This is a genomic window from Bariatricus sp. SGI.154 (genome assembly GCF_050313795.1).
GTDB lineage: Bacteria > Bacillota > Clostridia > Lachnospirales > Lachnospiraceae > CAMBRQ01.
In genome coordinates this window covers 21,051-46,482 of the sequence record NZ_JBNPMC010000025.1, presented here as the reverse complement: position 1 = coordinate 46,482, position 25,432 = coordinate 21,051, and the positions used below count along the sequence as shown (strand labels likewise).

The 25,432-nt window shown below is 42.6% G+C and carries 24 protein-coding genes; 19 read left to right on the top strand and 5 right to left on the bottom strand.

Annotation, left to right across the window (positions count from 1 at the left end; genetic code table 11):
• Positions 1 to 19: 19 nt before the first annotated feature.
• The 11 genes from ACQRBN_RS11770 to ACQRBN_RS11720 all read left to right on the top strand — a co-directional run bounded on the left by ACQRBN_RS11770 (position 20) and on the right by ACQRBN_RS11720 (position 11,892).
• Positions 20 to 826 carry an APC family permease gene (locus ACQRBN_RS11770; RefSeq protein WP_427739191.1) on the top strand — a complete coding sequence of 269 codons (807 nt, stop codon included), beginning with the start codon at positions 20 to 22 and terminating at the stop codon, positions 824 to 826.
• A gap of 178 nt (positions 827 to 1,004) precedes the next feature.
• Positions 1,005 to 2,195, top strand: coding sequence for a MalY/PatB family protein (locus ACQRBN_RS11765; protein WP_427739190.1), 1,191 nt, complete (start codon positions 1,005 to 1,007; stop codon positions 2,193 to 2,195).
• A 21-nt stretch (positions 2,196 to 2,216) separates the two neighbouring features.
• Positions 2,217 to 2,624, top strand: a complete 408-nt coding sequence (locus ACQRBN_RS11760; RefSeq protein ID WP_427739189.1) for a RidA family protein — start codon at positions 2,217 to 2,219, stop codon at positions 2,622 to 2,624.
• A 185-nt stretch (positions 2,625 to 2,809) separates the two neighbouring features.
• A complete protein-coding gene (locus ACQRBN_RS11755) occupies positions 2,810 to 4,006 on the top strand; it encodes a helix-turn-helix domain-containing protein (RefSeq protein WP_427739188.1) in 1,197 nt (398 codons plus the stop codon).
• A gap of 178 nt (positions 4,007 to 4,184) precedes the next feature.
• Positions 4,185 to 6,194: a beta-galactosidase gene (locus ACQRBN_RS11750; RefSeq protein WP_427739187.1), complete on the top strand. Its 2,010-nt coding sequence runs from the start codon at positions 4,185 to 4,187 to the stop codon at positions 6,192 to 6,194.
• A 72-nt stretch (positions 6,195 to 6,266) separates the two neighbouring features.
• Positions 6,267 to 6,959: a cell wall hydrolase gene (locus tag ACQRBN_RS11745; protein WP_427739186.1), complete on the top strand. Its 693-nt coding sequence runs from the start codon at positions 6,267 to 6,269 to the stop codon at positions 6,957 to 6,959.
• Between the two features lie 103 nt (positions 6,960 to 7,062).
• The gene (locus tag ACQRBN_RS11740) at positions 7,063 to 8,418 is read left to right on the top strand and encodes an MATE family efflux transporter (protein WP_427739185.1); all 1,356 of its coding nucleotides are present in this window, start codon (positions 7,063 to 7,065) and stop codon (positions 8,416 to 8,418) included.
• A 207-nt stretch (positions 8,419 to 8,625) separates the two neighbouring features.
• Complete coding sequence (locus tag ACQRBN_RS11735; RefSeq protein WP_427739198.1) at positions 8,626 to 8,745, top strand: recombinase family protein; 120 nt, start codon at positions 8,626 to 8,628, stop codon at positions 8,743 to 8,745.
• Between the two features lie 12 nt (positions 8,746 to 8,757).
• Entirely contained in the window at positions 8,758 to 9,177 is a 420-nt protein-coding gene (locus tag ACQRBN_RS11730; protein ID WP_427739182.1) for a hypothetical protein, read from the top strand.
• A gap of 310 nt (positions 9,178 to 9,487) precedes the next feature.
• Positions 9,488 to 10,318: a DUF5677 domain-containing protein gene (locus ACQRBN_RS11725; RefSeq protein WP_427739180.1), complete on the top strand. Its 831-nt coding sequence runs from the start codon at positions 9,488 to 9,490 to the stop codon at positions 10,316 to 10,318.
• Between the two features lie 707 nt (positions 10,319 to 11,025).
• The gene (locus ACQRBN_RS11720; protein ID WP_427739179.1) at positions 11,026 to 11,892 is read left to right on the top strand and encodes a DegV family protein; all 867 of its coding nucleotides are present in this window, start codon (positions 11,026 to 11,028) and stop codon (positions 11,890 to 11,892) included.
• 961 nt (positions 11,893 to 12,853) lie between these two features.
• Here the strand turns inward: ACQRBN_RS11720 and ACQRBN_RS11715 are convergent.
• The 4 genes from ACQRBN_RS11715 to ACQRBN_RS11700 all read right to left on the bottom strand — a co-directional run bounded on the left by ACQRBN_RS11715 (position 12,854) and on the right by ACQRBN_RS11700 (position 16,677).
• Entirely contained in the window at positions 12,854 to 14,059 is a 1,206-nt protein-coding gene (locus ACQRBN_RS11715; RefSeq protein WP_427739178.1) for an ion transporter, read from the bottom strand.
• 156 nt (positions 14,060 to 14,215) lie between these two features.
• Entirely contained in the window at positions 14,216 to 15,001 is a 786-nt protein-coding gene (locus ACQRBN_RS11710) for an amino acid ABC transporter ATP-binding protein (protein WP_427739177.1), read from the bottom strand.
• Between the two features lie 10 nt (positions 15,002 to 15,011).
• Positions 15,012 to 15,698: an amino acid ABC transporter permease gene (locus tag ACQRBN_RS11705; RefSeq protein ID WP_427739175.1), complete on the bottom strand. Its 687-nt coding sequence runs from the start codon at positions 15,696 to 15,698 to the stop codon at positions 15,012 to 15,014.
• Between the two features lie 145 nt (positions 15,699 to 15,843).
• Positions 15,844 to 16,677, bottom strand: a complete 834-nt coding sequence (locus tag ACQRBN_RS11700; RefSeq protein ID WP_427739173.1) for a transporter substrate-binding domain-containing protein — start codon at positions 16,675 to 16,677, stop codon at positions 15,844 to 15,846.
• 283 nt (positions 16,678 to 16,960) lie between these two features.
• On the opposite strand from ACQRBN_RS11700, the gene ACQRBN_RS11695 reads away from it, so the two are divergent.
• The 3 genes from ACQRBN_RS11695 (at position 16,961) to ACQRBN_RS11685 (ending at position 17,928) form a co-directional block, all read left to right on the top strand.
• Entirely contained in the window at positions 16,961 to 17,386 is a 426-nt protein-coding gene (locus ACQRBN_RS11695) for a hypothetical protein (protein ID WP_427739172.1), read from the top strand.
• On the top strand, positions 17,365 to 17,583 hold the full coding sequence (locus ACQRBN_RS11690) for a type II toxin-antitoxin system HicA family toxin (protein ID WP_427739171.1): 219 nt from the start codon (positions 17,365 to 17,367) through the stop codon (positions 17,581 to 17,583). Before ACQRBN_RS11695 ends, ACQRBN_RS11690 begins: the two co-directional genes overlap by 22 nt.
• A gap of 111 nt (positions 17,584 to 17,694) precedes the next feature.
• Positions 17,695 to 17,928 carry a hypothetical protein gene (locus tag ACQRBN_RS11685; protein ID WP_427739170.1) on the top strand — a complete coding sequence of 78 codons (234 nt, stop codon included), beginning with the start codon at positions 17,695 to 17,697 and terminating at the stop codon, positions 17,926 to 17,928.
• A 15-nt stretch (positions 17,929 to 17,943) separates the two neighbouring features.
• Here ACQRBN_RS11685 and ACQRBN_RS11680 read toward each other — a convergent pair whose 3' ends face one another.
• Positions 17,944 to 20,058, bottom strand: coding sequence for an RNA polymerase sigma factor (locus tag ACQRBN_RS11680; RefSeq protein ID WP_427739169.1), 2,115 nt, complete (start codon positions 20,056 to 20,058; stop codon positions 17,944 to 17,946).
• Between the two features lie 234 nt (positions 20,059 to 20,292).
• Between ACQRBN_RS11680 and ACQRBN_RS11675 the strand changes: the two genes are divergently transcribed.
• The 5 genes from ACQRBN_RS11675 to cobI all read left to right on the top strand — a co-directional run bounded on the left by ACQRBN_RS11675 (position 20,293) and on the right by cobI (position 25,432).
• The gene (locus tag ACQRBN_RS11675; protein ID WP_427739168.1) at positions 20,293 to 21,315 is read left to right on the top strand and encodes a glycoside hydrolase family 53 protein; all 1,023 of its coding nucleotides are present in this window, start codon (positions 20,293 to 20,295) and stop codon (positions 21,313 to 21,315) included.
• A gap of 301 nt (positions 21,316 to 21,616) precedes the next feature.
• Positions 21,617 to 22,507, top strand: coding sequence for a hydroxymethylbilane synthase (gene hemC / locus ACQRBN_RS11670; RefSeq protein ID WP_427739167.1), 891 nt, complete (start codon positions 21,617 to 21,619; stop codon positions 22,505 to 22,507).
• Positions 22,508 to 22,522: 15 nt separating this feature from the next.
• On the top strand, positions 22,523 to 23,116 hold the full coding sequence (locus tag ACQRBN_RS11665; RefSeq protein WP_427739166.1) for a biotin transporter BioY: 594 nt from the start codon (positions 22,523 to 22,525) through the stop codon (positions 23,114 to 23,116).
• 75 nt (positions 23,117 to 23,191) lie between these two features.
• Positions 23,192 to 24,682, top strand: coding sequence for a uroporphyrinogen-III C-methyltransferase (gene cobA, locus ACQRBN_RS11660; protein WP_427739165.1), 1,491 nt, complete (start codon positions 23,192 to 23,194; stop codon positions 24,680 to 24,682).
• A gap of 63 nt (positions 24,683 to 24,745) precedes the next feature.
• Positions 24,746 to 25,432, top strand: coding sequence for a precorrin-2 C(20)-methyltransferase (gene cobI / locus ACQRBN_RS11655; RefSeq protein ID WP_427739164.1), 687 nt, complete (start codon positions 24,746 to 24,748; stop codon positions 25,430 to 25,432).

Below are 25,432 nucleotides of genomic sequence, written 5' to 3'. Positions count from 1 at the left end.
CAAAGGAGGAGATTCTATTATGGCAACTCAAGGAAGTTCTACAAAACAATTAAAGCAGACCTTAGGGTTCATGGATCTGATGAGTACAGCGATTGGTCAGATTATTGGCGCTGGTATTATGACGCTGCTTGGTTCAGCTATCGCTCTGACAGGGCGTTCGGTACCGATTGCATTTCTCATTTCAGCAGTTATGGTTGTTGGTTATTCTATTCCGAAGATTTTAATTTGTGGTGCCGCGCGTGTTCGCGGTGGGGAGTATACAATGGTTGCTATGTTGGCCGGCAAACGTATGGCTGGTATTTATACAGTTGTAAATACTCTCAGTAACCTGTCTTTGGCTATGTATTCACTCTCATTTGCCAGTTATTTCATTTCGTTATTTGGTTTTGGCAACGAAAAGATTATTGCACTTATTGTGACCACGCTCTTTTTTGTCATCAACATTGTCGGCGTAGATGTTATGGCGAAGTTCCAAAATATTATTGTTATAATGCTGTGTGTTGCTTTGGGACTGTTTGCTGCGTTTGGTGTTGGCCATATACAGCCTGATTACTTGACAGAAGGATTTCTGACGAATGGAATTGGGGGCCTATTGCAGGCAGGAGGTCTTCTGACTTTTGCCGTAGGTGGAAGTACTGTTGTTGCGAATCTGTCAGCAGAGGCAAAAAATCCTACTCGTGATATTCCGATTGTCATGTTGGTTTCCACCTTGATTGTAGCAGTTATTTACGGCATTATCGGTGTTGTGGCTGCGGGTGTACTTCCTGTTGAACAGGTTGCTTTGTTGTATTTTCTACGATTTGTGCAGTATTTAATATTTATTTGAATATTGTTCAACTCTCTCCGGCTCTGATAGTTGGTAATGTAATATTGCTTGCTGTTTCTATTATCTTTGCCCAGATTCGTATGAACAAAGTTGATTTGAGCCCAAGTTATGAAGAGAATATAGACTAAGACATAAGAATGATAGAAGTGAAAATAAGTATATTAGGAGGAGAACGATAATGAAGTATGATTTTGAAACAATGGTATCAAGAAAAAATACGGGCTCTAGCAAGTGGGATGGAATGTATGCATTGAATCCAGATGTACCCGATGGAATCGTTCCATTTTCCGTAGCAGATATGGAATTTAAAAATGCACCTCAGATTGCAGAAGGAATTGCAGAATATTTGAAGAATTCGATTATGGGATATACATTTGCAACGGATACATATTATGATGCGGTCATTGGCTGGATGAAGCGTCGCCATCAGTGGGATATTAAAAAGGAATGGATTGTTGAATATCCTGGAGTTGTTCCGGCACTGTATCACATGGTACAGTTGTTTACGCAACCGGATGAGGGTGTTATTCTGTTTACCCCTGTTTACTATCCATTCTACAATGCAGTAAGAAAGAGCGGAAGGACTCTGGTTGAGACTCGGCTTATATTAAACGGTAATCGCTATGAGATTGATTTCGAAGATTTTGAGAAAAAGGCGAAAGAGTCCAAGAATAAGTTATGCTTGTTGTGTAATCCCCATAATCCAGTAGGTCGCGTATGGACAGAGGAAGAACTGGAGCGTATCGGAAAAATATGTCTGGAGAATAATATTCTGGTGGTATCGGATGAGATTCATCATGATCTGATAATGCCGGGGTACAAGCATACTATATATGCAAAAGTTTCTGAAAAAATAGCACAGAACTGTATCATCTGTACTGCTCCCAGCAAAACATTTAATATGGCAGGCATGATGACTTCCAATCTGATTATACCAAATCCAGAACTTAAGGAAAAGGTATATGAATATCGTGAGAGCCAGGCAGTATTTTTCTGTAATATGGCTGGCTACAAAGGATGTGAGATTGCTTATAATGATTGTGAGGATTGGTTAATTGAACTTTTAGAAGTTCTGGATCGGAATCGTCAATTGGTAGAAGGCTTCATGAAAGAGAAGTTCCCACAGATTACAGTGATTCAGTTGGAAGGAACTTATCTACAATGGCTGGACTGCCGCAAATTGGGACTTTCCTACAAGGAGTTGGAAAAGTTCATGATAGAAGAGGCATATATATTCACGGATGAGGGTTATGTGTTTGGTGAGCCAGGCGAGGGATTTGAGAGAATCAATCTGGCATGTCCTACATGGGTGCTTAAGGAGGCTTTACAGCGTATGGAGCAGGCATGGAAAAATAGACAAAATGAGTAATTGATGAAAAGGAGAAAAATAATGAAAACAAAAACAATTGTAAATACAGATTATGCACCAAAGGCGATTGGACCTTATTCACAGGGGATTTGCGTAAATGGATTATTTGTAACATCCGGGCAGCTTCCAGTGAATCCGGGAACTGGGAAAATTGAGAGTAATGATATTCGGGAGCAGACTCGTCAAAGCCTTGAAAATATCAGAGCGATTTTAAAGGAAGGACAGTTGTCATTCGATAATGTGATTAAAACGACAGTATTTCTTGCAGATATTAATGATTTTGCGGAAATGAATCAGGTTTATGCAGAATATTTCCCGGAGAATTGTCCGGCACGTTCTTGCTTTCAGGTGGCTGCGTTACCAATGGGAGCAAAGGTTGAGATTGAGGTAATGTGCAGCAGGGGATATCTTGTTTATGAAAATCATTAAAAAACATACGAAATAGTGTATATGTTAGATGAAGCACCGATCTGATCGGTGCTTTTTAATGGATATGCATTAAAAAATTTGCGATTTTATTATAGATATAGTCGTGTTATAATTAAGTTTAAATAGTTTTTTGGATTTTACGATTTAAAATAAATTATGAAAAGGTTTATACGGCAGGAAAAAATATGAATCTTGAATATATATGTAGTCAAATTATAAAAATTACACACAGCAGTATCTGTCATATCCATAAAGACGGCAAACCTGGCAAATGTTTCGGCAGTCACGCTGATGAACAGAATCCGGTACTCGCAGATACCGATTTTAGGGAGCAGATTCTCTCTGGAGAACCAAGGACATATCCGTATATTTTTTGTGAGTACAGTACCATCTTCTATGCAATCTTCCCTATAGAATCGGGAAAACTGGTGATGGGACCTGTAAGCATAGAAATCCCCGACAAAGAATTGACGGATTATATGCTTCAGACCCACCATCTCGGTGAAGCAGGATTCCGATTGCCGTATTGTGATATCAAGACATTTGGCGCATGCGTATTAATGCTTCATCATTTTTTGACCGGAGAAGAGATGTCCTTAGACGAACTGTGGAGAAAGAATGAACTGCAAGATTATGATGTAGATGAAACGAGGGCAAGTGTTTCGAATGTTATCTTCCAGCGTCAGGAATATGAATTGCCGCATAACCCATATGACCAGGAGGTGCGGGAATTAGACAGCATCAGGCGCGGTGATGTGGAGATGCTGAGGCAGAGTCTTAAAGAAACCTATCAGGGAGAAGAAGGACGGTTGTCGAAGGATCAGGTGCGTCAGGCAAAGAATATTGCGATCTGCGTGATTACATTGGCATCACGAGCGGCGATCGAAGGCGGGATGCTCCCGGAGGAGGCATTCTCTATGGTAGATGGTTATGTTTTACAGATAGAAGAGATGAATAGCGTTATTAAGATTAACGCGATGGCACGTCAGGCGGAATATGAATATGCAAAGGCAGTTGCCGGAATCCACAAGAAGAGGCAGAAGAATGAGTTGATTGAGAGAACAAAGAACTATATCTTCCAGAATCTTCATAATGAGATCGTGATCGGTAATATCGGGTACGAGATCGGGGTGAATTCCAGTTATCTGTCGGATCTGTTCCATAAGATAGAGGGCATGACGATCCAGCATTACATACGGCGGGAGAAGATACGGATGGCAGAAAATATGCTGCGCTATTCAGAATATGATGTAAAAGAGATCGCAAATTACCTTTCGTTTTGTTCGCAAAGTTATTTTGGACATATTTTTAAAGAGCAGACGGGCATGAGTCCAATGCAATACAGAAAGAAGTACGGAAAATACAAAAACAATAGAAAATAACAAAAATAAATGATATTATACCAAAATAAATGATATATTATGCTCGGATTCTTTGGTACTATAATGGCAATGAAAGCCACTGCTTTTGGCTGCCAAAGCATCCGGAAGGAACTGCGAGTGGCGGTCTTAAGTAGGCTGGCAGATGGGTAAAATGTAGAATAAACGGAGGAATATAAGCATGAAAGAACTTCTTTTTGGAGCGGCATACTATGATGAGTATATGCCCTATGAGAGATTAGATCAGGATGTTGCGATGATGAAAAAGGCAGGAATCAATACAGTACGTATTGCAGAGTCTACCTGGAGCACTTGTGAACCACAGGAAGGGGTATTTGATTTCTCCCATGTGGAACGGGTTATGGATGCGATGGAGGAGGCAGGGATTCATGTAATTATCGGAACCCCTACCTACGCTGTCCCTACCTGGATGGTGAAGTCTCATCCGGATGTGCTGGCAACTACCGTGAAGGGAAGAGGAATATACGGTGCGCGTCAGATTATGGACATTACCAATCCGGCGTATCTGTTCTATAGTGAGCGGGTGATTCGTGAACTGATGAAACGTACAGCACATCGGAAATGCGTGATTGGTTTCCAGCTGGACAATGAGACGAAGTATTATGGAACGGCAGGAAGGAATGTTCAGGAGAGATTCGTAAAATATCTGCGGAAGAAATTTCACAATGATCTGGATGCCATGAATCATGAATTCGGATTGGATTACTGGAGTAACCGCATCAATGCCTGGGAGGATTTCCCGGATGTGAGAGGAACGATCAATGGAAGTCTGGGAGCAGAATTCGAGAAGTTCCAGCGGTCATTGGTTGCAGAGTTCTTAAGCTGGCAGGCTGATATCGTGAATGAGTACCGAAGAGAGGATCAGTTTATCACGCATAATCTTGATTTTGAATGGCGTGGATACTCTTTTGGTGTGCAGACGGATGTCAACCATTACCATGCGGCGAAGGCGTTGACCATTGCCGGTGCGGATATCTATCATCCTACCCAGGATGATCTGACCGGAGCGGAGATTGCCTTTGGCGGTGATATGACGAGATCTTTGAAACAGGATAATTATCTGATCCTTGAGACGGAAGCGCAGGGGTATCCGGGATGGACACCTTATAAAGGTCAGCTGCGCTTGCAGGCATACAGCCATATCGCATCCGGTTCGAACAGTGTGATGTACTGGCACTGGCATTCGATACATAATTCTTTTGAAACTTATTGGAAAGGACTGTTAAGCCATGATTTCCAGGAGAATGATGCATACCGGGAGGCATGTATCATTGGACGGGAGTTCTCAGAGATCGGAAGCCATCTGGTGAATCTGAAAAAGAAGAATGAGGTGGCAATCCTTGTAAGCAACGAAGCATTAACGGCGCTTAAATGGTTTGGAATCGAGGCAACTGCTGCAAGTAACGGCGGCATCGGATATAATGATGTGGTTCGCTGGATCTATGATGCATTGTTCCGGATGAATGTGGAATGTGACTTTATCTGGCCGGAGTCAGAGAATCTGGAACAATATAAGATGATTGTAGTACCGGCTCTCTATGCGGCTCCGGATGCTTTGCTTAAGAGATTGAATCAATATGTTCAGAATGGAGGCAATCTGGTTGCTACGTTCAAAAGTGCATTTGCCAATGAGAATGTGAAGGTGAGCCATGAAGTGCAGCCTCATATTCTGACGAATTGCCTGGGCGTAAGATATCATCAGTTTACCTTCCCGAAAAATGTTGGCCTAACTGGTGAGATTACAGGAGAGAAGGCAGGAGAAGCGAAGACTTTCATGGAACTGCTAGTGCTGGATGGCGCAGAAGTTCTGGCATCCTATGATCATTATAACTGGAAAGAGTATGCTGCGATTACTAAGAATCATTATGGCGAGGGAACGGCAGTGTATCTTGGATGCATGACGGATCAGGAGACTCTTGAGAAAGTTCTGAGAAGTGCGCTGCAGGACGCAGGTGTGGAGCAGATTGAAGAGAGATTCCCTGTCATTGTAAGAAAGGGAAAGAATGATCTTGGAAAGACGGTTAGATTCTATTTCAATTATTCTGCAGAGGAGCAGACAACAGAGTATAGGTTCTCTGAAGGAGTAGAATTACTGACAGGAACAGAGATTACGACACAGGATGTGATGCAGATTGCACCTTGGGGGGTAAGCATCATAGAGGAAAAATAGTTTTAAAGACCTGACATTTGTAGTAGAATGGAAGAAAGAAACCCGTCTACAGATGATAAAGGACTATTATTTATGAAACGAAAGAAATCAACTAGAAAAAGATCAATTATAAAAGCGTATCGGAGAAAATGGCGCAGACTGCCGCGGGAAGATCAGGTATTCGTGGTGAAATTCTTAGGTACGGCATTCGTACTCCTGATTGTAATCATTGTTCTTCTCAGTTTGCTGATTGCTCACATTGTGAAGAGTGCGGATGCAGGAGAATCGAAAAAAAGTAATAAGGTCATAAAGGAAACGTCTGCATCCGCTAAAGATAAGGCTTCATCAGAAGATAAAGTGTCTTCTGACGATGCCTCGCCGGACGGTGATTCGTCAGAAGAAGGCGCGCCAGCCGAGGATGAAGCAGAGGTGACGGGGGCTTCTTCGCCTGATGCAGAGGTGGAACTTCTTGCAAGGCTGGTGAATGCTGAAGCAGGAGATGTATCAAGGGAGACGCAGATTGCAGTTGCGTCTGTGATTTTGAACCGGGTGAACAGCGATAAGTTCCCAGATACAATCTCTGAAGTCATCTACCAGTCAGGGCAGTATACGACGGTGTCGGGGAGTAAGTTTAATGAGACGCCGAATGACGCATCCATAGAAAGTGCGGCATATGTGTATCAGAACGGGAGCCAGATTCCGGAGAATGTGCTGTACCAGTCTTTGACGCCGCTGGGAGGCGGAGTCTGGAAACAGCTGGATGGGAATTATTTTTGTTATGAATAAGTAGTTTGTTATAATGGCATTCTGTATTGAGTTGTGGTACAATCATATACTTGAGGTCAGGTATTCTGACGGAATATAGAAGATAGCATAGAAGGTGAGTATCGTGACAAGGAATATGACAGAGGGAAGGCCGTTTCAATTAATTCTTAAGTTTGCAGTTCCTCTTCTGATTGGAAATCTATTACAACAGACTTATAACATTATTGACGCGGCGATTGTGGGAAGAATACTTGGAACCAAAGCACTGGCAGCAGTTGGAGCGACCAGCAGCGTTCAGTTCCTGGTGCTTGGATTCTGCATTGGTTCATGTACAGGATTCGGAGTACCGATAGCGAAAAGTTTTGGAGCTGGAAAATTAGAAGACATGCGGGATTATATTTTCAATGCGATGGTGTTGACAGCAGGACTTGCGGTGGTGCTGACGGTATCCTGTGGTTTTTTGTGTCCGTGGATTCTACATATTCTCACTGTACCAGGTGAGATCTATAGAGATGCTTATGAATATCAATTGGTGATTTTTTTAGGACTTCCATTTACATTATTATATAATCTGCTGTCCAGCATCCTCAGATCTGTGGGAGACAGCAGGACACCGTTTATGTTTTTGGCAGTTTCTACGGTACTGAATATTGGACTTGATCTGTTTTGTATTGTGGTATTGAGATGGGGATGTGCAGGAGCGGCGATTGCAACCATCACGGCGCAGGCAGTAAGCGGCATCCTATGTCTGGTATTTATCTGGAAAAAGGTAACGGTTTTAAAGCCATCTGCTTTAAATTGTGCGATGAAGCCGAATGTGGCGAAGAATCTGCTTATGATGGGAGTGCCTATGGGACTTCAGTTTTCGATTACAGCGATTGGAAGTATGGTGATGCAGTCGGCTAATAATGGGCTTGGAAGCATCTATGTGTCAGGATTCACGGCAGGAATGAGGATTAAGCAGTTTGTCATGTGTCCGTTTGATGCAATCGGTTCTGCGGTGTCTGTCTTCTGTGGACAGAACCTCGGTGCAGGAAAGATTCAGCGAATTCGCAAAGGTATTCGTGAGGGGCTTGTGATTGCGGTTTCCTATGGAATGATTGCGGGACTGGTAATGATCTTTTGTGGCAGAACACTTTCTATGCTTTTTGTCGGCAAAGAAGCGGTGGAAGTGCTGGATGCATCTGCGAAGTACCTGCGGTGTATAGGATACTTTTTCTGGAGCCTTGGATTCTTGAATATATGCCGTATGAGTACTCAGGGACTGGGATTTTCGGGAAGAGCGGTTTTCTCCGGTGTGGCGGAGATGTTTGCAAGGAGTATTGTTAGTCTTGGGTTCGTGGCATATTATGGATATACGGCGATCTGTTTCGCGGATCAGACAGCGTGGGTTGCAGCATGTTGCTATATTGTGCCGATGTGTTATATGTGCGTGAGAAAGATTGCGAAGTCTGAGGCAGAGATATGTGCAACTGTATAGGCAAAATAACATAACAAATAAAAAACAAATTGACATCTTATAAAACGGTATGTTATACACATTGATGGGTAGTTATCCCTAACTTGTGAAGGCAGAATGAAAATTTTGCTTTTTTTAACTATATGAGTTAGTACATACTAACGATAAATGGTATGAAATATGATTGACCAAAACGAAATTCAAGAAGGTAGGTAATAAGAGAATGCCATCGCAAAGCAGCTGACGAAGGAAAAAATCCCGACTCCGGCTGGAAAGGAGAAGTGGGGTGCGACAGTTATCTGGAGCATCCTGACCAATGAAAAGTACAAGGGGGATGCCTTTTTGTAGAAATCCTACACGGTGGATTTCCTGACAAAAAAGACGAAGGTCAACGAAGGAGAGGTTCCGCAGTATTATGTACAGAACAACCATTCCGCCATCATAAAGCCGGAAGTCTTTGATATGGTCCAGCAGAAAATACGGGTGTACAAGTGGGTACAGGAACGGGAACAGCTTCAGGAGGAAATGAACGTGGTATCAGAACTGATCCACCAGTGCATCCGGGAGAACACAAGGGTGGCGCAGGACCAGGGGGAATACCAGAAGAAATACGATGCCCTGGTACGGCGGTATGATACAGCAAAGGATCGGCTTGACGAGGCGGACAGTATCATCAATCAGAAGCAGGCACGGAAGGCAGAGATTGAATTGTTCCTTTCGGAACTGGATAAGCTGGGGATTTTTTGTGTTTGTGAATGCCGGAGGCAGAATAGTTTGTGATGGCAAAGAGAATTATTGGAAGAAGTCCTTTCTATATGCTATACTGGCAATACGAGTAAAGAGACAGATATGTATTTATTTTAAAGGAGACATTTGATGTGTAACATATATGGTCAAAAGATGCGGAATTATCCGGTGTGATTTTGAAAACCCTTTCGTGGCTTTACAGTGAAAGCCTCGTAGGTGGACATTCACCCGGTGCTTGTTATACTGAAAGAGACATAATGGGTAAAGAGTGTATACGTTGGATAGAGGCTGTTTGGAAATAAGATTATTCAAATAACTTGGAAGTTAGTAGGAGGAATATTTTATGAGACAGGAGTATGGAAATGGTATATATGAATTAACAGAAGAGGAGAAAGAATTGGTCGAAGAACATAAACTGTTTTATGCAGATTTATTCAAATTTGGAAACAGTATTTTAGATAAGTGCTTTGATGATACAATAAAAGATTATGAATTGACTATATACTCAAACTTTTATAGAATAATGGAATTGTTAGATACATTAAAAGTTATGACTGAAAATAGTTTGATTAATTCGGGATTTATTGTTTTACGTTCATTGATTGAAAGTGCTGTTCAATTATGCTATTTGATATCAGATAAGAACGAAATGCAAAAAAGAGCAACTATTTTGCAGATGCTGGATATTAAAAGAACAGCGGCTGATGGAAGACTATATTGGAAGAGAATGGAAGAATATAGTTGCTATAAAGATTATATTGAAGTATTAAAACGAGACAAACCATTTTCTAATTGGTATAGTTATTGTGAAGGGAAGAGAACTACTTTAGAGGATTTGTTTGGTATAGTTGGCTGGCAGGATATATATACTAATCTTTACAGACCATTGTGTATTGAAACGCATGAGATTAGCCATATGGAAACAAACATTGTGCCAGGAAGAGGTAAATTTAATTTTAAGCCTTTTAGGATGTTTGAAAATCATGTATTATTGTTAAATTCCGTACTTACTGTTATGATACGAGTGTTGCATAGTATAATGGACGTTTATGGTAATGAGAGGTTGAAAAAAGAGTGGGGTGTGTATGAAATAAAAGTTACAAAATATGTACAAGATAATAATGTTATTTCAGAAATAGAAAAAGTATTTAGCCCCCTATCAAAGTGGTTTTGACCGAGGAAGAGTGATATATTTCTCATGGAGAAAAAGATCAGAAAACAATAGAGATTTTAAGAGACAAACAGTTCGGAGCTATGTGGTAAACCAAAGACTGCATGATTCCGGGCTTTTTCTTTTATCTTTATACTTTTTAATTTTGCTTTCTGACTTTGCACACTCCAAACAGGCAAAGTTAAAAAGTACAGGGCAAAATTAAAAGGTATATGTAAAAATCAAATTGTATCAAAATCATCGTCCCGATAGAGCCTACCAGTAATCTGGATTCTCTGAATGAGGGGATTATCCTGAAGTCACTGAAAGAGTCCTGTGACAGAAAGACGGTGATTCTGGTGTCGCATCGGAAGTCTACCATGAATCTGGCAGATGTGGTATATGAGATGGATAATGGAAGATTGTCATAGGTGGATGATAGAGTAAGAGGATGTGCAGCCGGGATTATAGATTTCGCAATATGTAATATTTGAGAAGGAAATCATGAAAGGGGACACCAGATGTGAATCCGGAGAAACTATCAGTAGTAGATCCTGTAGGTTGTTTGTTGATAAAAAAAGTACGTTAAGAGTTGGATTATGATGAATTAAAATGAGAACAGTGAGGAAATCGATTGTGTATCTCTTGATATAGTGGTACAATTGTGACGGAAAGAATGTTACAAAACTCGTAAGAATGTAACATGTAATTTCAATAATTGGAGGTTAATTATGAAGGATTATATAATTTGTATGGATGCTTCTGGAGATATTATCGAAGAAGCAGCCAGAGTTAATAACATCAATTTTATACCAATGGAGTATTCTCTGGGCGACGAGATGCGGACATCCCATGGCTGTGAGAGTGAAGAGATATTGAAGAAGTTCTACGATGGACAGAGGAATGGAGACCTGACGAAGACGTCTCAGATATCACCATTCATGTACGAAGAGTATTTTAAACAATTTTTGGAAAAGGGACAGTCGGTGTTGTATTTTTGTCTTTCAAGTGGTCTGTCATCCACTTATGCGAGTGCCACGCTTGCAGCAGAGAATCTGAAAGAGGAGTATCCGGATGTGGAAGTACTTCCGATTGATACCTTGTCAGCGACTGGTGGTATCGGGCTTCTTACAGAGATTGCCATCGATAACAAGAAGAATGGTATGGATATCCATGAGAACTTTGAAGCAATCAAAGTATTGATTCCGAAGATTCGTCATTATTTCATGGTTCAGGATCTGATGTACCTTAAGAGAGGCGGTCGTGTCAGTGCGGCAACAGCATTGGTAGGATCGGCGCTTAATATTAAGCCGATGCTTAAAATTGATGAGAATGGTAAGTTAGTAACGGTGGATAAGAAGCGTGGCAATAAGGCGGCTATGTCATCACTCTTTACATATTTTAAGGAGAATTATAATCCTAACTTGAGTAAGATCATCTATATCTGTGATGCAGATACGCCGGAACTTGCAGACGCTCTGGTGGAGAAGGTGAAAGAAGCAGCACCTGATGTTATTATACGCCGGACGATGCTGTCGCCGATCATTGGGGCGCATACGGGACCGGGGATGCTGTCGATGATTTTGATGGGAATTTAGTTTATGAAGAGTTGTTCAAGCGTGTACGGTATAGAGGATAGATTGGGTGGTTCAGTGTCGACTCCAGTCGCCTACAATCCGTAGATTCAAAATAGGTCTGAAATCAGGAATCGAATGTAATCACCGGACAAATCTGAAGATTTCTCCGGCTCAGACATTCTTGAATTCTATGCTAGTGGCACAGAATTCATCCTGATTCAGACCTATTTTTCATCAATGGCTTGTATGGCTCTTCTACGACACTGAACCACCCAATCTACCCTCTATGCCTGACATTCTTTGTGTGTAACTCTTCATGAACGGGGAGGATTCTTGGCAGGGTGCGTATAGTTGTTTTATCTGTCTTGGTATGTAATTTCGAGTGATTCACCCGCTGTTTTCGCCAATATTACATACCCTAATGCCAAAACCCTGAGTCATAGTATGTAATCATCAATAATCTGGTCTAACACTGCCAAGATTACTGCCGCTGGTGGCAATACTTCATACACATCCATCAGCAATCCGGTCTCCGCTAATTCCAACTAGTTCCAAGTGGTTCTAACTATCAACATGTTTGCTTGTCCTAGTTTGCTTGTCTTAATTTACTTACCTTATCTTATTTCAGCCATCGTTTCCTGCCAATACCGTTCCCCATTGCACCCCGCCAGGAATCCTCACAGTTCATGAAGAGTCACACATAAGAATGTCAGGCAGAGAGGGACAGTATGGGCGTTCATATCCGTAGAAGAGCCATACAAGCCGTTAGTGAAAAAGAGGTCTGAAATTAGGAGGGCTTCTGTACTACCAGTACAGAAGTCCAGACTATCGTGGGCGGAAAATCATCAAGATTTTGCGTCCGCTATAGTCGGTGCCTAATTCCAGACCTCTTTTGAACTTACGGATTATAGGCGACTGGAGTCGGATACGAACGCCCATACTGTCTCTCTCCGCCGTACACTCCACATATACTCTTTAAGAACTAAATTTCAATACTATTCACATGATTCATATGCATCTGTGTATACAAGATCACAGTATCCCCTTCTCTCAACACCATATTCCCATTCGGAATCAGTACCTTTTTCTTACGTTTGATCAATACAATAAGAGTTTGGCGGGAGATATCCAGATCCCGGATGCGTTGTCCGTTCCATGGATGATTCTTCTGAAGAATCAGTTCCTTAAGGTCAATATGTTCATGATCATGGAAGGATTCTGCGCCCAGTACCATAGTATCGTTTGCTTTCAGCACGATATTGCCACGTGGGATGATAATCTTATGGTTACGCTGGATTGCTGCTACGATAACACCTTCCGGCAAGCCCAGTTCGGCAATGCTGTGTCCAACCCACTGATCATGCTCTGAAAGATGCATCTTGATGAAGTGAATGGCTGCCTCATGTCCATATTCGCTCATTCGTTTGATGTGAGAATATTGATCAACGAATCCTGCGGATATGATACCGGTAGGGATTGCAACCATACCGACACCAAGGAAGGTAATGAATATGCCGAACATTTTTCCCAGTGTTGTGATGGGATAGATGTCACCATATCCAACGGTCAGCAGAGTAGAGGCAGCCCACCAGATGCCGGAGAAGGCATTCGTGAATACCTCTGGCTGGGCATTATGTTCCAGACTATACATACACAGGCTGGATGCGAGCATCAGAACTAATATAATGAAGACAGAGGAGAAGAGTTGCTGCTTCTTGCTGGTAATAACCTCTGTAATAACATTCAATGAATCATAATAGGCATTGATCCGGAAGAGCCGGAAGATGCGGGCGATTCGGAACATCCGGAATGCAACTGCGCCTGATGGGAAGAATATAGGCAGATAGTATGGCAAAAAGGAGAGCAGATCTACAATCCCGATAAATGATATCATGTATTTTAAAAGTGCTTTTGGTTCGCTAAGATTGGGATACCGGTATTTGGCAGTCCATAGTCTTAATATGTAGTCGATGCAGAAAGTTGCAACGGTGATTTTTTCCAGCACGAGAAGCCAGGTACCATATTGAAGATTGATATGATCGAATGTACACAGAACGCTGACTGTAAGATTCAGGATAATAAAAAAGGTATTCAGAAAGTCGTAGCCACGACTGATACTGTCAATATCATTTCCAACTTCCACAATCTCAAAAACACGTTTTCGACGCTGTTCCCAAGTCTTATCCATAGTAAATGTCCTCCTGCAAGATATTGCATGGCAGATGCCGTCTTCATTGTACTATAAATTTTGCGATTTTAATATATTGACTTTTAACAAAAACCAAGTTATCAATTAAAAAACAGATGTCGCACGGGCATCTGTCTTTTAAATAATTATATTCATTTATTCCTGTGTGAATCTTGATAAGAACTGCCGTGTACGTTCTTCCTTCGGATGTTCCATCACCTGGATCGGATCGCCCTGTTCCAGGATACATCCGTCATCCATGAAGATTACATGGTCAGCCACATCTCTGGCAAATGCCATCTCATGAGTAACAATTACCATCGTCGTCTTCTGATCTGCCAGTTCCTTGATTACTCTTAATACCTCTCCGGTCAATTCTGGATCCAAAGCGGAAGTCGGTTCATCAAAGCAGAGAATATCCGGCTGGAGTGCAAGGGCGCGGGCGATTGCAACACGCTGGCACTGGCCGCCTGAGAGTTGATGCGGATAGTTATTCATCCGGTCAGACAGTCCCATCTGGTTAAGAAGGGTTTCTGCCTGTTCCTTAATCTCAGCAAGAATCTCTTTCTTTCGTGATTTATAATCTGGCTGTTCTTTTGCCAGAAGTTCCTTTGCTAACATAACATTTTCCAGTGCTGTGTACTGTGGAAAGAGATTAAAAGACTGGAATACCAGGCCGAAATGAAGTCTCTTCTTACGAATCTGAGATTCCTGCATGGTGGCAGGATCTTCGGCATCGAACAGCGTCTTTCCGTTGACACGGATCACACCCTTATCAGGACGCTCGAGGAAATTGAGGCATCGAAGAAGTGTTGTCTTTCCGCTTCCGGAGGAACCGATGATGGAGACAACCTGCCCTTTTTCCAGAGAGAAACTGATGTCTTTTAATACTTCTGTATGATCGAATGATTTGCGAATGTGTTCTACTTCTAATATTGGCATGGTGCTCCTCCTATCTGAAATAATCTAATTTCTTTTCTAACCGTCCAAGCAGAACCGTCAGGATACCATTACAGATGAGATAGTATACAGCGGTAAAGAACAGAGGCCAGATGGCTCCGGAGATACCCTGCGAACCTTTCATGAACGCTTGTCCTGCCCAGATAATCTCCTGAAGGGCGATGATACGCGCAAGCGAGGTATCTTTGACCAGTGTTATGATTTCATTGGACATAGGCGGAACGATACGCTTGATCATCTGGAGCAGCGTGATCTTGAAGAAGATCTGGCTCTTGGTCATGCCCAGTACGAGTCCGGCTTCTTCTTGACCCACCGGAACACCCTGGATGCCTCCACGGTAGATCTCGGAGAAGTAACAGGCGTAGTTGATGATAAATGCTACGGATGCAGCCAGGAATCGCCCTGCTTCGCCGCCTCCCCAGATCGGATTATGTAATACCAGACCAGGGAAATAATAGACGATCAGAAGTTGAATCATCAGTGGAGTTCCCCGGATAATCCAGACAATAAATTTACTGAGATAACTGAGCGGTCGGAATTTGGACATTGAGCCAAATGAGATGATGAGTCCAAGCGGTATCGCGCCGATCAGTGTTACAAAAAATAGTTTTAACGTCTGTAAAAAGCCGACATTCAATGATTGAATAACGATGGGCATCTGTTGTAGAATCAGTTCCATGATATTTCCTGCTTTCTCTTAGAATTTCAGTTGCCGAAGCATCCGAAAGGAACTGCCGGTGGCAGGTCCTGTAGGTGAAAAATAGAGGGCGGAAGATTCCGCTCTCTATTCCTTTGTAAAATGTAATGAATCAATATTCAAGTAATTACTGCTCGATGACCGCTGCCTGTACACCATAAGTCTCTGCAGTCTCAAGCATGCTTCCATCTTCATAACTTGTTTTAAAGAACTCGTTCAGTGCCTCTGCAAGATCAGAACCTTTACGGAAACCAACACCATACTCTTCGCTGTTCAGCCCAACCGTGTAAGTAAGATCAGCGTAACCTGTTCCTTCTCCTACCATAGCAGCTGCCATCAGAGAATCGATCACTGCTGCATCAGAAGTACCTGCTGCAACTTCCATCAGGGCATCAGACTGAGCCTTTACTGGTGTGTAGTTAAGTCCAAGAGCGCTGACTTCTTCTTCACCGGCGCTTCCTGCCTCTACAGCGAATGTCAGATCAGACAGGCTGTCAACATCCTGATAATCATCAGCCTTGTCAACAGGAACGATTACGATCTGAGCATTGTTACAGTAAGCATTGGAGCATTCCATAGAACTTGTTACTTCATCGGTAAGAGTCATACCATTCCATACACAGTCGATGGTCTTGCCGTCTAATTCCATAATCTTGTTGTCCCAGTCAATCTCTACGAATTCGACTTCTACGCCAAGGCTTTCCGCAAAGGCAGCAGCCATGTCAGCATCGAAACCAATCCAGTCACCATTCTCATCTTTGTAATCCATTGGCTCAAAATCTGTGATACCAACGACTAAAGTTCCTTTATCCTTTACATATTCCATATCGCTTCCATCAGAAGAGCCTGAATCAGATTCTGCTTTTGCATCGCTGTCTGAACTAGAATCAGATGAACCGCCACAGGCAGTGAGGGACATGACCATAAGTAAAGTCATCATAAGTGCAATAAATTTTTTCATAATTTAATAAATCCTCCTAATATATGTAATATAAAAACCACGTCACTATAGTAACAATTTACCATAATAAAGTCAATAGTAAGATTTGGGATTTTTGAATTAAGTCAAAATGTGTCTGAAATGTGTGAAAGTTTATTTAAACTGCGTATGAAAATATTATTGTAGAAATAATAATAAAAAGTCAAATGATATAAATTCTTAGATTTCATGCGATAAAAAGTGTACGTTATTGACAATATGTACGTTTTTTGATATTATGGAGGTATCAAAGGAGATGATTGATATGTTGACAATGAATGCTACGGATGTTAGAAAGGAATGGAGTCGCGTAGTGGACAGTGTGGTGAGAGATAAACCACAATTTATCAAAAGGACCCGAGATCGTATGTGGCTATCCAATCTTGAGACGATGTCGGAGATTTTAGAGGTATATCATTTTACAGCGGAAAGATATGTAGAGGAGGATGATTCTATTACATTATCTTTGAATGAGATTGAATTGGTAGAGAATGCCTCCACGGAGAAAGAAGCAAGAAGATTATTGGCATATTCCATCATGGATTATGCGGCAGATTACTATAAGGATTATTCTTATTGGAGTAGTGCTCCGAATCGTAAAGCACATATTCCGTATGTATTTAAGGCACTGATTATGGATGATGTAGAGGAGTTAGGTGATAGTATTATATGCCAAAATGGAAAGAACTAAAACGGTTCTGCGAAAGAGATGGCTGGGAATTATATAAGGATACGGATCATTATTTCTATAGGAAGAGAGATGAAGATGGAAATATCCGTAGAACAAAAGTTTCAAAAGGAAGTGGAGAAATTCATCGGGCTATGTGGCAGAGTATACTAAAGAAGCAACTTCAAGTTACACAAGAATATTTTAATAGCAAGATATAGGATTGATTGTAAAAACTGGTGTGGGTTAAATTTTACACCGGTTTTTTTATTTGGAAGGAAACGTTTTTGGTGTAGATTAAGGGAAGCAGTGACACAGCAGCAGACCGGGAATTGCAGACGGAACGCCAGATATTGGAACAGATGAAGGCAGGATTTCCGCAATTGCCAGACGAGGAGTGGGAGTGGCTGTATGATTGTGCGGTGCGCTCGGCATTCGCCGGAAAGAGCGTTGGCAGAGAAGAGTGCAAGCAGTGCTATCTGCTGTATCGTAGATTCAGAAAAGAAGTCTTAAAAGAGTTGAAAGGGTGGAAGAAAATCTGGTTCTTATATGGGAAAGGGATGTAGCACCTGCAGAATCTATCATTCCATGCTATCCACATGAAATAGTATATCAAAACTCTGGTTCCACCGATAATCAATACAGATTTTATAAGACTTCCCCATGCTGTTGCCAACCAGTTGAAAATGAGTGGCATCGAAATATTCTTCATCAATTGGAATAAAATATTCCATTGTTCCGGAAGCAGATATACTATTTAAGTCATAAAGATCGGTCATTGGTTCGTAAGGAACCGGGTAAGTTCTGGTGGGACCGGAAGAAGAATAAGGAGGAGTATAATAATACGGGCTATGCTCCACATCATTTACATTAGGAAGAAACGAGCAATATTCCAACAGATGGACACCGGTTATCGTGCGTTCCGTATCTGTGGAATCATAATGCAGCCATAGTTTCCAGTAATTAAAATCGCTCTTATCAATTGGAATATGCCGGTCATCAATAGTTTCCCAGGGAGTAACATCTAAGATTTTGCAATCTTCAATATGGACACTTCCTCCTGGAATCTGATAAATAGTATCTTCCCAGGAAAGTTCTTTCAAATTCACAGAGATAGAAAAATTCTCCGGGAAACTTTCCGATAGGCATAGATATGGCACACGCAACGTATAGTTTCCGGGCGAAGCCTTACCAAAATCCCATTCATAGTATGTCCGGTCACTCATAGGACTATATCTGATACAAGACCCGGTTAGTACGGTGCCATCGTCTGCCACCGCAGTGATATCATCTTCCGGAGGACTGATAGAGTAGTCACGGATAAGGGCAGGAGAAATCGTAGCATCCCCTTTATTGATCGGATAGATGGCGATGATCAATGAGCCGTTTTCCAGACGGGGATAGATGGCAAGATTACCATATTTGCCCGTCTCGGAAGTATAACTGTCCAAAGTTACTCCGGCAGAACGTGTCAGTGTAAATGGAATCAAAGTACCGTAGGATTGAATGATAAGTTCTAGGCTATCTTTGTCTGAATCTGGCAAGTCTATGTACTTAAAGTCAATTTCCTGATGGATTCCATCATCGCGAAAACAAAGACTCTGTACAACGGTTGTGTAAATCTGGTCTCCGCAATAGAGAATTCCGTTCGGAAGATTCCGGATGGAGGATAAACAGGCATCTAGATTTTGCGTTTCCACATTATCAACTTCCCATTTATCAGAAGTTAGGATAATATCCAGAGACAGTATGTTATCTTTATAATATGCGGTATCCAGTTTGTATGTATAGGAGTCGCTTTCCACAGTTACAGGTGAAAGCAGGGTATAATCAGGTGATGAAGTGTTTTCTGCGCTTCCATAGCCGGGAATCCATGTAAGCCTGGGGAGTGTATCATCTGTTTCTTCAGAAACGGCTTCCGTAGCTTCAGTATTATTATAATCTATCTGAATATCTGGCAGTTCTTCACTCATGTCATCAAGAGGAGAAGAATCGATGACCAAAGGCGTAGCAGAACGTGTATCATCCCCAATATCCGTATCATCTGCCATGTCATCTTCCGTGTCTTCCAGTATTCCGATATGCAGGAAATCCGGAATGATCTCGTAGTAGACCAGAACCCTGTATGCACATGCGGATGCCAGCGCCAGCAGTAGTACCAGAAGCATGAGCAGCATAATACGGCGCAGTTTGCTGATGCTGCGCTGATGCCGTTTTTTCACCGTTTCATAAGGAAGATTTAAGGAATCGGCAATTTCCTGAACGGTCATGCCGCCATAATATTTCATGCGTATGATCTGAAGTTCGTCTTCTCGCAACTCTGCCAGTGCTGCTTTCAGATCAGTCTTAATTTCCGCCGTTTCGATCTGCTGATCTGTGAGGGCGTAATCCATGGGAAGGGGTTCTGACTTATGGCGGATTTCCTTCCGATAGCGAGAGACTGCCAGATTACGTGCGATGGATGTCAGGTAGACCGGAAGAGAAGCCTTGCCGGCGTCAAAACGGTCCCGGTGCAGATAGAACTGGGTAAAAGTATCATTGATACATTCCTTGATATCTTCTGGATTGGCGAGGTGAAAAGAGATTACCTTCCAAAGCAGACCGGTATATTGCTCGACCATTAGAACCATGCCCTCTTGTGCATTCTTTTCCAGTATATCTATTGTCGTTGAATCGTCAAAACATCTTTTCTTCATAGAATAGCATCCTTTAAAACAATATTTCATTCAAGGATATCATGAAGTCAGGGGCTTGGCAACAAGGTTAAAATTAACCAAAATGATAATTATGGCCTATGGTATTCTTTTGAAGGTTGAGACAAAAATTATAGAAATAATCTATTTCAGATATTGCAGATATGTGCAAAAATATATAAAATTATCAATAATACAAGATAATAACTATAAGATGATTATATAGGAGGACAGAAAATGATACAGAATTTTGCATTTGGAGTTGATGTAAGTTGGGTAAGCCAGTTAGAGGAGAAGGGATTTTGCTGGATAGATTATGAAGGAAATAAAGTGGATCCATTTCGTGCGGCAAGAGATATGGGGGCAGATTCCGTAAGATTAAGGGTATTTGTTAATCCGCCCGCGGATGGCATGTGGTGGAAAGCGTTAGAAAGTAACTATTGTATGCTTGGACATTGTGATGCAGCTGGAGTCCTGGAAATGGCAAAACGGGTGAAGGATCAGGGGATGCGTCTGATGATTGATTTTCATTACAGTGATTATTTTGCAGATCCGACACTTCAGGACATTCCGAAGGAATGGGAAGATGATGATTATGAGAAACTGACCAAACGGGTATATCAGCATACAAAAGACGTACTGATGTTATTGAAGGAAAATGATATTGCTCCGGAATGGGTACAGGTAGGCAATGAGATCAATCCTGGCGTTATGCTTCCGAACGGCAGCCTAACAGAACATCCGAAAGATCTGGTTGGATTCCTGAATGCAGGATATGATGCTGTCAAGGAGTGCTTCCCTGAATGCAAGGTCATCACACATCTTGCCGGTGGAGAGAATAGGGATCTGTGTATCCCGTTTTTGGATAACTTTTTCAAGAACCAGGGAAAGACAGATATTCTGGGATTCTCATATTATCCTTACTGGAGCCAATCTGTGAGCGATAAGGAACTCCTGGCAGGATGCCTGAAAGAATATAATCAGAGATATCATAAGCCGGTGATGATTACAGAAGTGGGCGGTGAAGATCACGATGAAGAAGGAACATATCAATTGATTCGGGATACGATGGATGCATTGGCGGAACTAAAGGAGCAGGGACTTGGCGTATTCTACTGGGAGCCAGAAGTGAACCGGGAGATGCTGCCGGACCATTATCCGTTGGGAGCAGCGAGGCTGTTGGACGAACATACATTACAGTATACGAAAGCATTGACTGCATATAAAGAACATATAAAGAACAGTGTTGAAAAAAATTAATTAATAGTTGTATTGTTTCGTATTATTTGTTAGAATTTAAATAAAATTGCATAAATGTCATTCTCCACCTTTTCAGTAAGGAACGTGGAATTGGGTGAGAGGCCCAGCGAGTCGGTCACTGTGATCCTTTTAATCGGGAGAGGTAAGTCAGATACACGGGAGATGACAGTGTAACTGCCGGAACCAGAAACACGTTTTTTAGGATCTCCTGGAAGGAGATCTTTATTGGGCGTACTCTTCTTGGAAGAGGCGCCCTTTGTGTTACCAGGCATTTTTGCAAAATAAATTAGAAGAGGATGCTATGTTATATAGGGTTGGGACGAGGGGCTCCAGACTTGCGCTTGCGCAGGCAGAGTACGTACAAAAAAGATTAACAGAATATTTTCCGGAGCATGAGTTTGAATTGGTGGTTGTCAAGACTACCGGAGACAAGTTCTCCAATGTGTCGATGAAGGAGATCGGAACAAAGGGGATATTTATCAAGGAGATTGAGGAGCAGCTTCTGGATGGAACCATTGATCTGGCTGTACACAGCATGAAGGACATGCCAGGAAATCTGCCGGAGGGATTGACTTTGGCGAAGACATGGAAGAGGGAAGATCCAAGAGATGTTCTGGTCTTGAGGGAGGCTTCCACGCTTGAAGAATTGCCTTATGGCGCAGTGGTAGCAACAGGAAGTCTGCGTCGCAGATACCAGTTGCTTAAACTTAGACCAGATCTTAAGATTGTAGATATCCGTGGCAATGTAGAGACACGCATCCGCAAGATGGAAGAACAGCAACTGGATGGAATTGTGCTTGCGGCAGCAGGATTAAAGCGCTTGCATCTGGAAGAGAGGATTACCCGATATTTTAATTATGATGAGATGATTCCGGCACCGGCACAGGGAGCGATTGCTATCGAGGTAGCAGAAGACCGAAGGGATATACATGAATTGCTGCAGCCGTTTGGTGACGAGGAGACCATGAGAATAGTTGCTGCTGAGAGACATTTTCTGGCGTTAATGGGCGGCGGATGTCATGTACCTGTTGGGGCAATCGGTGAACTGCAGGGAGAAGAGGTCTGTCTTAGGGTTATGTATGGCGAAGAAACTGGTGAGAAACTTGTTTTTGCAAATGCTGTCGGAAAAGATCCGATTATGGTTGCGAAGGAAGCGGCTGATCAACTGCACAGACAATGGCAGGAGGCATAGGAAAGGATAAAAGTTATGATAAAGACTGGAGAAAAAGGTACGGCATCAAAAGCAATCGATCTGACATTGTGCGGATTCTTTGCTGCGCTTATTGCGGTTGGTGCTTTTATCAGGATTGAGATACCGGTAGAACCGTATGCGATGCATTTTACATTACAATGGTTCTTTGTTCTGATGGCAGGCATGCTGTTAGGGAAGAAGAGAGCGACAATGAGTGTCTGTGTCTATCTGATGATTGGTTTGGCGGGAGTGCCGGTATTTGCATCAGGTGGTGGACCGGCTTATCTGATCCGGCCTACCTTTGGATTCTTGCTGGGATTCGCTCTGGCGGCATTTGTGATGGGAATGATGATGGATGGAAAGAGAAAGGCTTCTTTCTTATGGATGCTGCTTACTTCCTTTGTGGGTCTGGTTGCCTATTATGGCGTGGGTATACTCTATTTTTACTTTATTAGTAATTATGTGATTCATATGCCGGTAGGATGGAAACTGGTTCTGATTAACTGTTGTCTTTTGACGATATTCGAGGATGCGCTGCTCTGTGTGTTGGCAGTGATTCTTTCCAATCGGTTAAGATTCATCTTCCAAAAGTTGATTCTTAACCAATAGGAAGCAAAAGGGCTGATTGAAGGAGAGGGTCCTTTGGGGAATGAGATTATATTCTTAGTATGGAGATAGGGAGACATGAAGAATAAGAATGCTGGGATTGGGCATGTCAGTCTGGTCGGTGCAGGCTGCGGAAGTAAAGAATGGATTACAGTGGAAGGACTTGCGCTGTTAAGATCCTGCGATGTGGTTGTATATGATGATCTGATTGACGCCACATTGCTTCATGAGGTGCCGCCGCAGGCAGAGCGGATCTATGTTGGAAAGAGAAGTCATAGGTCTTCTGCAAAACAGGAGGATATTCAGAGCATATTAGTAGATCGTGCCAGACAGAATCAGCATGTAGTCAGACTGAAGGGTGGAGATCCGTTTGTGTTCGGAAGAGGCGGTGAGGAGATACAGGCTCTGAATGAACATGGGATTCCCTGGAATGTAGTTCCGGGCATCAGTTCGGCGTTGGCGATTCCGGCAGAAGCGGGAATTCCGGTTACTCACCGGGGAGTGAGCAGAAGCCTTCATATTATGACTGCCCATACGAGAGAAGATGTGCTGCGGCGGGATATGGAACAGTTCGCACGACTTGAGGGGACACTGATCTTCTTGATGGGACTGGAGAGTCTTGGAACGATTGTAAGTGTTTTGATCGAGAATGGAAGAGATAAGCATACACCTGCTGCAATCTTATCTGGTGGAAATACTCTGCATCGCTGCAAGGTAACTGGCACATTGGAGAATATTGCAGAGAAGGCAAGGGAAGAAGGAGTTGTTACGCCGGCAGTTATCGTGGTTGGAGAAGTAGTGGCTCTGGATCTTCAAAAAGACGCTGTTCTTCCGCTTTCGGATGTAAGAATCGGATTGACAGGAACGGATGATTTCCAGGCAAAACTTCGGGATAGACTACAGCCATTCGGGGCAAAGCCTGTCTCTATGATGCGAGGAAGATGTACGGAACTGGCGGCAGTTATTCCATGGGAGGAGATCATAGATGGGAAAGATAAGTGGATTGTCTTTACCAGTGTGCAGGGAATCCGGAACTTCTTTCTAAGATGCAAAGAGGCGCGAATCGATCACAGAGCATTTACATCCTGCAAGTTCGCAGTGATTGGAAGTGCAACCGGAAAGGCGCTGGAAGGATATGGATTCATCCCGGATCTTTGCCCGAAGGAATATACTTCGCCTGCTTTGGCAGAGGAATTACTTCTTCAGGTAAAAGAAGGGGAGAAAGTCTATCTGTTCTCTTCGAAGCAAGGAACCAATCTGTTGACAGAGAGATTGCTGGAAAAGCAGGTGGATTATCAGCGATTTGATGTGTATGATACAGAGTTTGTATGTGATAATAGGCAGATGGAGGCACTGGAATATATCCTGTTTGGAAGTGCAGGAGGTGTTAAGGCGCTCTTCCGGTCGGGATACCAGATGGGAAAGACGACCCGTGGAATCTGCATCGGGAAGATCTGTGCGGATGCTTTTCGGGAGTGTTTTCAGAAGGAGCCAATTGTCGCGGTTTCGGCAACAGTGGAAGCAATGCTCCAGGCGTTGCTGGAAACAGTGAAGGATTCCGAAGGCTGATTACAATGAGGATCTTGCAGCAAGGAAAGTTATTGAGAATAAGAAAAAAGAGGTTGACGGGATATGACAGGAATATTATATGGAGTTGGAGTCGGTCCGGGAGATTCGGAACTTATGACTTTAAAGGCAGTCAGATTAATTCGGGAGAATGAGATAATAGCTTTGCCGGGAGCAGAGCCGAGAGAGACGGTTGCATACCAGATTGCCGTCTGCGCGGTTCCGGAACTTAAAGATAAGCAGTTAATCTCCCTTCACATGCCGATGACGCATGACAAGGAAGAACAGAAGAAGCATCACAGAATTGGTGCAAACACTGTGGAAGAATATCTGAAAAAAGGAAAGAACGTCGTATATCTTACGCTGGGAGATCCTACCGTCTATTCTACATTCACTTATATTCAAGAGATGGTAGAAGAAGATGGCTTCAGGACGCGGCTTGTCAGCGGCGTGCCATCCTTCTGCGCGGCAGCAGCACGAGTCAATATGCCCCTTTCCATCTGGAATGAACAGATCCATATATTTCCGGCGGTGCATAATCTGGCTGAAGATCTGCCATCTACAGGGACTTGTGTGCTGATGAAGTCGGGAAGTAAGATGAAACAGGTGAAGGAAATTATTAAAAAGAGCGGGCGTGATGCGGTTATGGTGGAAAACTGCGGAACTGAAAAAGAGCAGGTGTACTTTCATGTAGATGAGATACCGGATACCGCAGGGTACTATTCTCTGATTATCACCAAAGAGGTCAAGTAA